The 11817-nt window shown below is 41.4% G+C and carries 15 protein-coding genes; 5 read left to right on the top strand and 10 right to left on the bottom strand.

What is annotated here, in order from left to right; all coding sequences use genetic code 11:
• Positions 1–56: 56 nt before the first annotated feature.
• The 5 genes from mobP2 to ABGT54_RS08815 all read right to left on the bottom strand — a co-directional run bounded on the left by mobP2 (position 57) and on the right by ABGT54_RS08815 (position 4570).
• A complete protein-coding gene (gene mobP2, locus ABGT54_RS08795; RefSeq protein ID WP_346663745.1) occupies positions 57–2297 on the bottom strand; it encodes a MobP2 family relaxase in 2241 nt (746 codons plus the stop codon).
• A 91-nt stretch (positions 2298–2388) separates the two neighbouring features.
• Positions 2389–2796 carry a hypothetical protein gene (locus tag ABGT54_RS08800; protein ID WP_346663746.1) on the bottom strand — a complete coding sequence of 136 codons (408 nt, stop codon included), beginning with the start codon at positions 2794–2796 and terminating at the stop codon, positions 2389–2391.
• The gene (locus tag ABGT54_RS08805; protein ID WP_346663747.1) at positions 2789–3094 is read right to left on the bottom strand and encodes a hypothetical protein; all 306 of its coding nucleotides are present in this window, start codon (positions 3092–3094) and stop codon (positions 2789–2791) included. Before ABGT54_RS08805 ends, ABGT54_RS08800 begins: the two co-directional genes overlap by 8 nt.
• Before the next feature lie 1001 nt (positions 3095–4095).
• Positions 4096–4254, bottom strand: coding sequence for a hypothetical protein (locus tag ABGT54_RS08810; protein ID WP_346663748.1), 159 nt, complete (start codon positions 4252–4254; stop codon positions 4096–4098).
• A gap of 88 nt (positions 4255–4342) precedes the next feature.
• Positions 4343–4570, bottom strand: a complete 228-nt coding sequence (locus tag ABGT54_RS08815; RefSeq protein ID WP_346663749.1) for a helix-turn-helix transcriptional regulator — start codon at positions 4568–4570, stop codon at positions 4343–4345.
• 468 nt (positions 4571–5038) lie between these two features.
• Here ABGT54_RS08815 and ABGT54_RS08820 point away from each other — a divergent pair, with 468 nt between their 5' ends.
• From ABGT54_RS08820 to ABGT54_RS08840, 5 genes are all read left to right on the top strand, one after another.
• On the top strand, positions 5039–5197 hold the full coding sequence (locus ABGT54_RS08820) for a hypothetical protein (protein ID WP_346663750.1): 159 nt from the start codon (positions 5039–5041) through the stop codon (positions 5195–5197).
• Between the two features lie 271 nt (positions 5198–5468).
• The gene (locus tag ABGT54_RS08825) at positions 5469–5762 is read left to right on the top strand and encodes a hypothetical protein (RefSeq protein ID WP_346663751.1); all 294 of its coding nucleotides are present in this window, start codon (positions 5469–5471) and stop codon (positions 5760–5762) included.
• Between the two features lie 19 nt (positions 5763–5781).
• Positions 5782–6273, top strand: coding sequence for a helix-turn-helix domain-containing protein (locus ABGT54_RS08830; RefSeq protein WP_346663752.1), 492 nt, complete (start codon positions 5782–5784; stop codon positions 6271–6273).
• Positions 6274–6327: 54 nt separating this feature from the next.
• Positions 6328–6684 carry a hypothetical protein gene (locus ABGT54_RS08835; RefSeq protein WP_346663753.1) on the top strand — a complete coding sequence of 119 codons (357 nt, stop codon included), beginning with the start codon at positions 6328–6330 and terminating at the stop codon, positions 6682–6684.
• Between the two features lie 14 nt (positions 6685–6698).
• On the top strand, positions 6699–7118 hold the full coding sequence (locus tag ABGT54_RS08840; RefSeq protein WP_346663754.1) for a hypothetical protein: 420 nt from the start codon (positions 6699–6701) through the stop codon (positions 7116–7118).
• 934 nt (positions 7119–8052) lie between these two features.
• Here the strand turns inward: ABGT54_RS08840 and ABGT54_RS08845 are convergent.
• The 5 genes from ABGT54_RS08845 to ABGT54_RS08865 form a co-directional block, all read right to left on the bottom strand.
• The gene (locus ABGT54_RS08845) at positions 8053–8883 is read right to left on the bottom strand and encodes a hypothetical protein (RefSeq protein ID WP_346663755.1); all 831 of its coding nucleotides are present in this window, start codon (positions 8881–8883) and stop codon (positions 8053–8055) included.
• A 158-nt stretch (positions 8884–9041) separates the two neighbouring features.
• Positions 9042–9275, bottom strand: a complete 234-nt coding sequence (locus ABGT54_RS08850) for a hypothetical protein (RefSeq protein WP_346663756.1) — start codon at positions 9273–9275, stop codon at positions 9042–9044.
• Between the two features lie 163 nt (positions 9276–9438).
• Positions 9439–9741 carry a hypothetical protein gene (locus tag ABGT54_RS08855; protein WP_346663757.1) on the bottom strand — a complete coding sequence of 101 codons (303 nt, stop codon included), beginning with the start codon at positions 9739–9741 and terminating at the stop codon, positions 9439–9441.
• A complete protein-coding gene (locus ABGT54_RS08860) occupies positions 9738–10856 on the bottom strand; it encodes a hypothetical protein (protein ID WP_346663758.1) in 1119 nt (372 codons plus the stop codon). The genes ABGT54_RS08855 and ABGT54_RS08860 overlap by 4 nt, the downstream gene beginning before the upstream one ends.
• Positions 10853–11806, bottom strand: a complete 954-nt coding sequence (locus ABGT54_RS08865; protein ID WP_346663759.1) for a DUF3991 and TOPRIM domain-containing protein — start codon at positions 11804–11806, stop codon at positions 10853–10855. Before ABGT54_RS08865 ends, ABGT54_RS08860 begins: the two co-directional genes overlap by 4 nt.
• Between the last annotated feature and the right edge of the window lie 11 nt (positions 11807–11817).

Below are 11817 nucleotides of genomic sequence, written 5' to 3' on the forward strand. Positions count from 1 at the left end.
TATTTCAGTGTTTCATAGGGGTGGTCATGCGTGACCACCCCCATGAAACACTGGCCTTACCTTTCCATCCCGAAGACCATTTCGTCATGTTCTTTCTCATTCTCTCTCTTTTCCACTTCATCTTTTAATGCTTTCTTTAGCGATGCCAAAGCCGAATCCACCCTCCTCTTCTGCAGGATCCGTTCCCGTATCCTCACGGAATGGAGCCGACGTCTTTCCCACATCCAATTTCTTTTCTCCAGTCTCTCCAAAGCTTTTTTTGCATATTCATGTCCCTGATCTGCCGCCAGTTTTAATAATTCAACTGCTTCTTTTATCTCTCCCAGATCCTTGCTTTTCATCTTGATCTTCGCTAATTGATACTGTGCGTTTGCATTTCCACTTTTTACTGATTTTTCGAGAAATTCTTTTGCCTTCTCTGTATTCTGTTCGACTCCCTGGCCTTTCAGGTTCATCATTCCCATGCGATACATCAAGTTGTCATCTTCAAATTCTTTCGCTTCTTTTTCAAACGCCCGGTAAGCTTCCCTGTAATACCGCTCATAAAATTCTCCTGCCCTTGTCTCAGCCTTTCCCTCTTCCAGCATTTTTGCAAGTTTGTATTTTGCATAGGGAAACTTTTTTCCCTTCCGATAGTATTCCGCTGCCGTTTCCATGTCCTGCTGAACGCCATGTCCATAATAGTAAATATTTCCAAGGGCATCCATTGCATAGATATTTTCCCTTTCAGCACTCTCTTTAAACCATCTGCGGGCTTCCTCATAATTCTGCTCAACTCCCTGTCCATAGTAGATCTGTTTCCCGATCCGATAGGGAAGATAGCTGCCTAGAAATTTCCCCTTTTCTTCTTCTCCCAGGGACCGATAGGTTTTCATAAAAATCTGGAATGCTTTCCGATAGTATTCATCTGCCTTGATCTTATCAATCTCTACGCCTCTCCCATACTGGTAACAATTCCCAAGCTCATACAAAGCGACTGGATTTTCCCTTTCCCTTTCCAAAAGTTCCAGTGCCCTTTTGTAGTCTGGTTCTTTACTGAGAATAAGTTTTTTCGCTTTTTTGTATCCCCGAGACCACCAGTTAGTGTTCACTCCCGTATCATTCGGGATATCACCTTCCGCAAGAGAATCCTGGTCTGGAAAATCCGGATTCACATCCTGAATGTTCTCTTCTTCCGAAGGCATAGCTTCCACCTTATCATCCCGACTGTGGGAAACGTCTTCTCCCTGTTCCCGGAGTTCTTTGTCATATGTCTTCATTTCCTTTAAAATCTGATTCCCCAGCCTGGTAAACAGATCCGTCATCTTCGTTTTGGAATAACTCCTTCCGCTGTTTCCATAGGCCTGCTGATAAACGGAATCCTGACGATCCATCAATTCTTTCAATGTCTGATATTCTTCCGGATGATATGTTTTCAAATAGATTTCACTCAAAGCATCAATTTCCTTCCGGACCGACTCCATAACATTGTTGTTGTAATTCCACAAACTTCTTTTCACATCAGGCAGTGCCTCATATAGCTTTAAAAACTGGTCCCGCATTTCCGCATCCTTTGATAACTCTATTTCTTTTTTCTGTTTCAGGATGCTTTCCCTGATGATCGTGTTGATCTGAAGGTTGATGTCCCGGTCATTCATGATCTCATTCACTACCGTGCTTTTACACAATTCAATGCTTTTTTGCCGAAAACGCCCTACATACTCTTCCTTTTTCATCAAGTTTCCTGACGCATCCAAAACAGGCTTTTTGACCTTATGTCCATCTTCCATCACAGTTTGGTATTGGACATATTCTTTCTTTTTTCGCATGGGCTGTGTTTCTACTGTGGCCACATGGATATGGATGTTATCGGTGTTATAATGAATGGCTGCACTCCAAAGTCCATGCTCCAGTTCTTCCGCTTTTAACATTTTTTCTACCGCAGTTCTGGTGACTCCTTTCAGACGCTTTTCATCCAGGATATTTGCCGCACTGTCGTACAGGCCGTGTTCTTCCAGCCATCGGTTGTCAAACGATATGACCGTCTGCCACATAAGAGATCCATTATCTCGTGCAGAGACCATCTTGCTCTTTAACTCCTTTTTTTCTGCGTCATCCAACATGTCTTTATCCGCTGTAAAAAGACCGGTTGTTTTTTCCGGATTCCCCATATAATCAGCATACAGGTTGTATTCCATGCTGTGTTCACTGCGAACGGCTTCCTCCCTGTCGATATAGTCAATGTATTTTTGAAACTTCATTGCTCCTGGCCGACAAAATTTGGTCACAACCACTACACCTGCCTTGATGTTTTCCATTCCTACTCTTTTCACCTCCTGTGGTCATGCGTGACCACCCTTCCGGGTCGTGTATGTTGCTTCCAGGTGGTCACGCGTGACCACCCGCTCCCTAATCTTTTCCCTTGCTTTTCCGTTCATCACTTTTCTGTTTAAAATATCGGACCTTTTCCTTGATCCTTTCCTGTGATTCTTTGATCACTGGAGATGGAACAAACTCTACAGGAATGCAGATCTGTAGCTGTTCTTTATGCAGGATCGTATTCATTGCGTCCAGGAGTATCATTGAATTTTGCTCTGCCGTCTGAACTCCCCAACGGATCCTTTCCTTAGGCAGATAATTCTCTTCCAGTTCTTTCCTTACCGCTTGAGCAATCCGTTTTTCCTGACTCTCCTGGGTTTGGCTGATCAGATAATTGATCACCTGACTTCCGGACGAAAAACCAAGTTGGACTTTTAGTTCATCCACTTTCTTAAGATTTTCTTCCTCTATGTAAAAAATTTTTTGTTTCCTACTCATACTCTGTATCTCTTCCTTCCGAACTTTCCAAAGATTCTTGTGCATCCAGTTTCTTTTCAAGCCTCTCAAGCAATAGCGTATTCTCTGCAATGATATCATTTGCCTGTTCCATACGGTCTGCCAATACGGACACCAGATTCCGATACTTTTCATCCAGATGGACCAGTTCGTCCATCTCTGCAATCCGCGACAAATATCTCCGAAGATACTCCTCCCTGCTGATCTTATTCTTTTTCGCAAGATAGTCCAGCTTCGCAACGATCACAGGATCCAGATTTCTAATAGATATATCAGCCATTCAAATTCTCCTTTCAAAACATGATTCGATCAGGGCATCAGAAAATTCACTCATGACCTCCTCTGGCTCTCCACCTTGTCATCCTCTTGCTGCGTCTTACTCCCTCCGAAAGCAAGGTGGTCACGCATGACCTCCTTTCTCTCTTTCGTTTCTGACTTAACTTTAATACATCCCACATAAAAACTCAATAACAATAATTTATTATTGTTCGATTTTTGCTATGATAGCAGAATGCTATTATTTTGCAAAAATCTGAGAGCATAGGAACCCCAGGCTTTGCCTGGGCATCAACGAAGTTGATGTCAGTTCCGTCTTATGCTCTTTTTTTCTCCTGCCGAAACTTTTAAATTTCCTGCAAAAAAAAAGATACCGGAAGGTCTCAATAAAAAGAAAAATTCTTAGATTTTAATGTGGATGCCATACGAAATAATTGGATAGCTGTTTTTTGCGAAAAAATAAGAGCCCGGTCTTTCAAAGGCCTGGCTCTTGGTGCAAAAACATGTGGAACGACAGTTTCTTTATTAAACTAACACTCTTCTCCTTTCTTATACCAACGTACATGCTGTTTGGCATAGGCGGCTCAATATAACTTCAAAGCATGACAGGGTTATTTTTGATCACTGTTTAACTTTTTCCATCGTTCCGGAAAAGCTTCTGCATACCATTTTAGAAAAATCAAAACCTGTTTAGGAATGAGAAGTCCGAATACGATAGTAAGAATGTATCAGGGAGTTATGTTTTAAAGCAGACAAGGGCGACAGCAAAGGATGCTGCCGCCGCACACCATTATATCACAAAGAGAATGTCAAGGTCAGGTAGTATTCCCTGCGGGAATCTCCACCTTACCCTTGACATTCCTTTCGGGGTGAAGTGTTACCAATCATTGACACCTATACAATCATTGTTTCATTCATCCGATCCACCACCTTGATTTATTTTGATTCCCGTGATATTCTTTTTGTGTGGGGAGCGGTGGCAAGCCCGCCCTCCTCAGTTGCCTTTTAACCTTGTAAATCTTCCTTCAGGTCGTTTAACATCTCGTCAAGTTTCTTGTCCGTTTCCTCTTTTGTGTCTTCTTCTTTTGCACTTTCAAGCCCTCTGATAATCTGTTTTAACCAGCTCTTGAACTGTAAATCCGTCATTCCCATTTCTGTTATCATATCCTTTCACCTCACTTATTTTGTTAAAGCCTTGCCTTCTTTAACTGTATTTATTATACTCTAATATTAGAATATTGTCAATGCGTTTTCAATAATATTTTATGATTTCTTCATTTGTCGGAACTACTTCTATGATATCTCCCGGCTGCATTTTGCACATGATACATATTTTATTTAGTGTTTCAAGTGTTATACTTTTCCCGGCTTTAATGTTTTGCGCTGTCTGTGCAGGCAAAAGTTTTTCTTTCTGTATGCGTGTCTGATTATACCCATGCTTTTTTAATTCATCAAAAACATCTATTTTATACTTAATCAATCCGCATCGCTCCCTTCTGTTTTTATATATGTAGGATAGCATTTACAGCTGGAAAAGTCAATCAAGAAAATATTCTAATTTTTGAATATAATACGTTGACATTTCTCTAATTTTAGAGTATTATAATATTAGAAACTTAAATCAACAATAAAAAGCCGCCGGGAAAGCCTGAGAAACTACACCGGCGGCACCAATCAGAAATGAAAGGATGGTTTTATTATGACAGAAAAGAGAGACATTGTAAAGAGAAGGGGTAAAATGTTTGAAGAGATTTTTCTCGGACTGACTCCTTTTCTTGGAATATTCATTATGATCATACACTGGATATTCTTTGGATATTAGTGGATCTGCGAAAGCTTAGGCATGCAATCCTGGCAATCAACCGGAATGATGAGCGTTAGCGGAGCGTGGTCATCATGGAGGGCGATAGGATCCGAAGGATCAGGGCATTGCACCAGAATTGGTCTCATGATAAAATTAAAAGAAGGTAACTATACTTATTATGGTTTTTCTGGTATGCTGCCGGATCACCATATAGGAAAAATCAATAAAGTAGTGGCGTTTGAAAAAGGCAATACACTCTGGGGAGATATATGCGCCGGAAGAAATCAAGCGGTAGCCTATTGAAGGGAAGGAAGCTGCACAAGAGGAATTAAAATATATTATGGCACCATAACTAGACCAGCACCTTGTGTGTTGGTCTTTTAACATTATATCTTTAACAAAGATTATCGAGCTGTAAGATACTCTTTGACTCGAGGGCCTTTTATTATGGCAAAACAAAAGAAACTAATAGATAGAAAAACGTATAAAATTTACTATTTTATTGTTGACATACCACGCAATGCGTGGTATTATAATATCAACAGATAGATAATATACCTAGGAGGTAGTAAATATGAAAAAACAATTCGAAAACAAAGAAGCATTTAACAGATGGATCATGAATTTCAAAAAAGCATATCAGGAAAAACACGGAGACACATTGTTCGATCAGCTCATGGCTCCTGAATTAACGGATGACGATTATATCAACGGACTAATCGCTGACGGATATACAGATCTCGATGATCTGGTTGCCGATGGACATGCTTACCAGATTGGGGAGCACAAAAACAACGGTTGGTTTTACCGCGACGAAATCGATAAATATTTTTCGAACATTCCTGAAGACAGGATTCGCGAAAGATAAGAGAAGGAGGTTAATAAAAGTGAGCGAAATCAGAGAAATTAGAGAAAAAACCGGCATGAGCCGCGCAGAATTTTCCAGAGCCTATGGTATTCCTGTTAGAACCCTGGAGGACTGGGAGGCGGAAAAACGGAAGTGTCCAGATTATGTAACGAAGCTATTACGCAGGGTCACGAGTGAGGATGCGGAGAATGCTGCGGCGTTTAAACTGTACGCCAACAACGAGCTGATGAGGGAGCTGGGGGCCTGCTATAAAGAGCTCTTAAAGATTATGAACCATAATCAGTTTAACGGCCGCGAGCCGCACAACCCCTATCCAAACGCTGATATATTTCCTACAAAGTATTTTTCGATGATTTTACCCCGGGCGATGAGCATCGGAATCCCGGACAGCCTGAATGAGCGAATCGGTGTCCTGATGGATTTCGTGGATCCGGAAGACTGGGCCGACTCGATGAGCCGTCCCTGCCCGGCTGAAGCAAGAATGTTTTTTGATATAGGTATGATGCTATAAAAAGATAAAACCTAATTTTAAAAATAAAAAGAAATAAACAAAGAGAGAACGGAAATGAAAAATATAAATGTTGTAAACTATAAAGGAACACAGTACAGCGGAGCGTGGAACGGGAAAGCTTATTCAAGCAAGATAGATGGTCATGATGATCTTCACAGAATCTACATTGACAACGACCCGGTGCACATCACAGACGAAGAACTGAAAAGACTGCAGGCTGATGACATGGACAGACAGGAAAGAATTGCAAAAAACAAGGTGAATGATTTCTTTAGCTGGTTAGAAGAACAATCAGAAGAGACAAAAAAACAGATGTTTATGCAGGCCCTTGACATGATGGCAGAGAATTCAAAAAGGTCAAAAACAAGCGATTCCATAAACACATTAAGAGGATATTTCTATAATAATTAAAAAGGAGCGGGAAAATGGAAGTAGAAATTTTTTACAACGGTCAGAACGTATCTGACGATTATTACGAACACGAAGGAGAATACTTTGATATTGTGCGGAGAGTTCTCTTCAGGACAGAGAAAAAGGAGTTGTGTGTGTTAAGCGAAAAATTTGGAGAAGGGATCATGTTCGATCCGCGATTTCGGATAATTATCGCGCAGGAGCATGGGAGCTGGGATGCCATAACAGATTTTCGCAACACGCTCGAGAGGACTGTGAGATTTGAGTTTATAATCAACGATGAAAGGTTTGAAGGCGGAAAGCTAATATTTTCAATCGTACCAGACCATGTCGAGATTGAAAGCGAAGGGGACGATGATAAAGAAGCAACTATTACTCTGATTTGCAAGAAGAAAGAGTTTGTTATCTCTCTTGTTCCGGACGAAAAAGAATAGAGAGGATATCCTCTCTATTCAAATACCCCACAATTAGAATAATCACTATTTTTACATTCCAATATGTATCTACTTAAGTAATTAAAAATGATTATTTTTACATTCCAATGTGGAGTCGCTAAAAATATTATAAACAAGAAGGTGAAAAAATGCAAGTGAAAAGAAATCCATCTACGGCACACTCACAGACGAGCAAAAAAATGACATCATCGAAGTGGATGGAAAAAATACATAAGAGCCATCTACGAGGCAAATCGCAAATAAAAATCACCCCGGAGCCGTAAAGCCCCGGGGTATTTTTACGCTCCGATTCCGATTGCTCGGTAATCTAACAAGGTGTCGTCCTTTGAGTAGGCCTCACACCGTCCAATATAGTCTGTCCCAGAATCCGGCATACATAAATGAAGCGAGCCTGTAAAGAAGAATCCTATTTACAGACTTTTCTTCACAGGCTTCATTTTTCTTTTTTATCGATTTAACATTTAGCATTTCTTTGTCTGACTCTTTTTATTTATGATACAAGCTCTTCCCAGGGAAATTTTAATATTTTAAAAAGATTGAATATATATCAGAGTAAATATAATATTAGGAATAATATGCTTACTTTTCAGATGCTTTGAAAGCCTGTATTTTATCAATAGTATCCTTTCTTTTCGGCGGATCAATTTTGGACTGTATTTCTACTTTTTTACAGCAATCCTGGACTTCTGTCTTTTTGTAACGGAAAGAATTTAGACCTCTTTTCTTTTTTTACGCATGAAATTAGACTATAAAAAGCAATAAAAAATCCTGGGAAAGCCCAGGCACAGCTGCTTTTTCAAACTGTAACATTCTTATGACGCCACCTTCTGTTTTTTTCTATTGTTTTTTAGGGAAAAAGAAAAAGAAAGGGTCATGGAACAGACCTTCTGAATCTTTAAATCCTTCAGAAGGTTTAGATAAGTGTTTTAAGAATAGTATGTATATAGCGACTATTCAGTGTCCTACAGTCAGCTTCCACCCCTGTAACGCTCTTGTGGACGGCTTCCTTGAGGAGCTGCTTTAATTCTTGAAGCTGCACAACAGGACGGTATTGTTTCAGCAGCCAGGATGTATTTGCGACTTCTTCTTCTTTCCATTCCCGGATCCGCTCTCTTCTACATTGAACCTCGACAAAATATTGAAATTCTGTGTCTTCCACTCCCTTTTTCTCTTTCCTGTGAAATACGGAATGTTTATAGGTAATATAGTAGATCCCATTTTTTATCCCAACGGAAAAGAAATGACGAAGTGTATGAAGATAACAACGGATTACTCGTCCCGTTACACCGAGAAGCTCCGTAAAAATATCATAGAACCTATAGGTTCTTACCTTGTAGCTGCTGGAGTTTTCGTGGGTACGCTTTAAAAACTCGAACAGCATGTATTTTTCGTTTGCTTTAAGCTTTTTAAAGATATCCTGGTGAAAAACTGCCCGATGAAGGTTCACATATCCTTCCCGGAACGCTTCCGGATAGGAAAAATCGTTATCTGTGATCTGGACATCATAATCTATCTCTGTGTTTTTCGCATAGGAAATAACTCCCTTTTCCGCAAGAGAATAAAGAGAGGTGTAAAAGGACTGCTTGCACATTCCTGTTGATCTGCAGACCGCCCGGTTATGAACACCAACCACTTGGCCAGCAAGATTCTGATATCTGGCCAGGTAAAGGAACAGATCCATTTCACGGTTTGTCAGATTCTTCAGCTGTGATAGCTTGCTGTATTTGATCCTCACTTTTTTCACCTCTTTTTCTCTTTTTATTGACAATGCTCGTTCTTATCGCTAATATAAATGTAAGCGGTTCAGGTTGTCTCACAGTGTCAGGCTTAATGCTGATCACTTTGCTGCCCTGGATGCGATTTGTTAAACCTTTATTATTGCAGGCGCCGGCTCCCTCAAGCTTAGGCGCCTGTTCCATTTCGGTCCTTGCAGTCGCTGTTTTTTCGTTCCTGTCTTTCTCTGCTTTTCTGATTTTTTATCCGATAATGCCGGATGGAATTAGATAATGCCAGGAGCAGAAGCCCTGTGTCATCAATTGTTTTATTCTTCCATCCGTATGTTTCCTTCAGGTATCCCCGGTATGCTTCGTATTCCTTCCGGAGTTCCTGCAGCTTTAAATTTACTAACCGATCCATGGGGGTTTTCCTTTTCCTTTCTTGTCCTGTTCTTTCAACACGCCCCCTTTCTCCCCGGCTGACGCCGGGGAATAAAGCCTTGTTTTCTGGTTGCGTGTGATACATGTGTGTAATATGACAGTTACATCTATAGCAGGCCATTCGGCCTTGCTATCTACTACATTTAAGAAATAAATACAAGTAATTCTTCCAGGATTTCCTGGCCAATCAGCAGCATCTCTCTTCTTGGTCCCGGATAAATGAGCGCCAGGATTCCGACTGCAGCAAGGATCAACACAGCGCCCCCGGCGCACACTCGTACTACCGCTCCTGCAGTGCGGATCAGGAATTTAATCATGTTTGACTTTTCAACAATGATCTTATTCTCTTCTGCAACCTGGTATTTTTCTTTCAGCTGCTCTTGCTTCGCTTCAAACGCCTTTTTATCTATAACTTCTTGGACCAGCCTTTTCTTGTATTTACTCATTTTCCCACCCGTTTATCTTTCCGGCCTTTTGTAAAAAAACCTGTTTTTTTTCTTTTCTTTCCTGTTCTCTTTGCTGCCGGATGCAATGGAAGCATCTTTTCGTACATTTCAGATCCATTAAATCGGAATGGATCCCTGCAGTCATCTGCGATAAACGTATACTCTTCCTTTCCTGTCATCAGATCATAAATGTCTTCCCGTTCCTCCTGATCGAATGGTATAAAGTTGAAAACATAAAACACATGATTGTAAAAATGGTTTTCGATCAGCTCATAAGTTTTCATAAATTCGCCAGGCTTTGTCCCGACAACAAAAATACGCATACTTTTTTCAAGGAAAGAAACCTTGTTGAACTCCCGCTCTCGGTATACTCCATAATCATAAACAAAGAAGTCGTAAGATAGTTTCATAACTTCCGGAAGTTTATCAAGCTTGTAATATAGATCCACTTCCTGATAAGTGACCCTTCCAAGCTCTTTATCCTCCTCCACTCCTTCGTATGCTTCTGCCAGCTCCTCAACCCAGCCGTGCTGGTTCATCTGAATGTAGCAGGCTTTATAACCGTTGTAGAGCAGGTATTTTACAATCTGGATTGCCTGGGTGGTTGTCCCGATCCGTGAAAGGACGCCGGCAATGCCGATACTTGTAATTTCCTGTTTCCCCGTCTTCGGATCCGCCTCGTACTTTACTTCTCCTTCCAGCTTCTCTGCCGGCATCCGATCATTTTCTTCCAGAGGCTCCAGGATCCCTGCAATGGCCTTTTCCAAGGCTTCCTTCTTTTCATCCTGGTAGACTCCGGAAATAAAATGCTTAACGCCCTGAAACCGCAGCATCCGAAGGATTTCTGACTGTTCCGGATATCCCGGTGCATAGATGACCGGAACCGCATTGTTTGCAATCTGAATCCGCCGGATCACATCGGCGATCACATCAGCCGGATCTGTGTACTGCTCAACGTCGTAAACAATATGGCTGCAATCAGAACAAGCCAGAATCTCTCCTGCCTGCGAATCTATTGTCAAAGCTGGCGTAATAAATTTTGTCTCCCATCCGAGCTTCTTTGCAACCTCTGTCACAAAATACCCTTTTTCTTCTTTTCCAACAAATATGATCATGATATTTTCTCCTTCTTTAAAATATCGTTCCAGTCTTTCCCTTCTCCGAGCGGAAGATCCAAGTAGACCTGAACCTCCGGCCGTTCCGTCTGGATCAGTTGCTTCAGGATCCCCGCAGCCTTCCGTCCGCCCTCATCCTGATCAAATGCGATCCGGATCTCTTCCAACTCCGTCTTTTTCAGGAAGGATCTGATCGCTTCCAGCTTCCCGACTCCTGACAGGGCAAGATAGTCATATTTTTTCCACATCTGATCCGCTTCCTGAAGCGTCATCAACGACATGGCGTCTATGACGCTTTCTGTAATTATTAGTTTGGGGGATTTGTTATCAACATGAAAACACTGGTCATAGTCACAGCCTGCCACATCTCCATAAAAAGAAAAATCTGATCTTGTCCCCCGCAGGCATGCAAAGACTGGTTTTTCCGGTTCCTTCCGGTCATAACCTACGAATACGCAGTTCCCCTTTTCGTCTTCGTAAAGCTGCTTTCTATCCACCAGGTCCTGCACGATATTCCGGCTGATCTTCCGTGTTTTGATCAAATACGCGTAGACACGGTGCATATTTTTCCCTTTTGCCGGCAGCCGTAAAGAAACCGGATGCTCCGTGTCTTTCAGTAACCGATTTAGAGCTTTCGCCGCGTGAAACTTAGGAAGTTCTTCCGCATTTCTGTAAACTCTGTTTGAAAAATCTTTCAGGATCTCATGAAGATTCTGATCCGTAAATTCTAAGGCAAAATCAATCACCGATCCTCCTTTTCCAATCGCTCTTCCTCTTCCCGGCACAGAATTTCTGTAAAAACAGTTTTTCACCGGATCGATCATGACGGAATCATGTTCCTTCAAGGAATAATACCTTCCACGCCGCACTACAGTAAACCCAAGCTCCCGGGCGTAATCCTCAATACGTATCTCTGCTTTAATCCAATCATACAGCTGTTTTTTACCCATTTCCTCCCCTC

It is taken from the genome of uncultured Merdimonas sp., from assembly GCF_963929015.1.
Taxonomy (GTDB): domain Bacteria; phylum Bacillota; class Clostridia; order Lachnospirales; family Lachnospiraceae; genus Merdimonas.

Excerpts from the sequence above, each read along its gene's own strand:
- ABGT54_RS08840 (WP_346663754.1), top strand. The coding sequence starts at position 6,699 with ATGGAAGTAGAAATTTTTTACAACGGTCAGAACGTATCTGACGATTAT.
- ABGT54_RS08865 (WP_346663759.1), bottom strand. The coding sequence starts at position 11,806 with ATGGGTAAAAAACAGCTGTATGATTGGATTAAAGCAGAGATACGTATT.
- mobP2 (WP_346663745.1), bottom strand. The coding sequence starts at position 2,297 with ATGGAAAACATCAAGGCAGGTGTAGTGGTTGTGACCAAATTTTGTCGG.
- ABGT54_RS08820 (WP_346663750.1), top strand. The coding sequence starts at position 5,039 with ATGATAAAATTAAAAGAAGGTAACTATACTTATTATGGTTTTTCTGGT.
- ABGT54_RS08855 (WP_346663757.1), bottom strand. The coding sequence starts at position 9,741 with ATGAGTAAATACAAGAAAAGGCTGGTCCAAGAAGTTATAGATAAAAAG.
- ABGT54_RS08805 (WP_346663747.1), bottom strand. The coding sequence starts at position 3,094 with ATGGCTGATATATCTATTAGAAATCTGGATCCTGTGATCGTTGCGAAG.
- ABGT54_RS08835 (WP_346663753.1), top strand. The coding sequence starts at position 6,328 with ATGAAAAATATAAATGTTGTAAACTATAAAGGAACACAGTACAGCGGA.
- ABGT54_RS08800 (WP_346663746.1), bottom strand. The coding sequence starts at position 2,796 with ATGAGTAGGAAACAAAAAATTTTTTACATAGAGGAAGAAAATCTTAAG.
- ABGT54_RS08810 (WP_346663748.1), bottom strand. The coding sequence starts at position 4,254 with ATGATAACAGAAATGGGAATGACGGATTTACAGTTCAAGAGCTGGTTA.
- ABGT54_RS08825 (WP_346663751.1), top strand. The coding sequence starts at position 5,469 with ATGAAAAAACAATTCGAAAACAAAGAAGCATTTAACAGATGGATCATG.
- ABGT54_RS08860 (WP_346663758.1), bottom strand. The coding sequence starts at position 10,856 with ATGATCATATTTGTTGGAAAAGAAGAAAAAGGGTATTTTGTGACAGAG.
- ABGT54_RS08850 (WP_346663756.1), bottom strand. The coding sequence starts at position 9,275 with ATGGATCGGTTAGTAAATTTAAAGCTGCAGGAACTCCGGAAGGAATAC.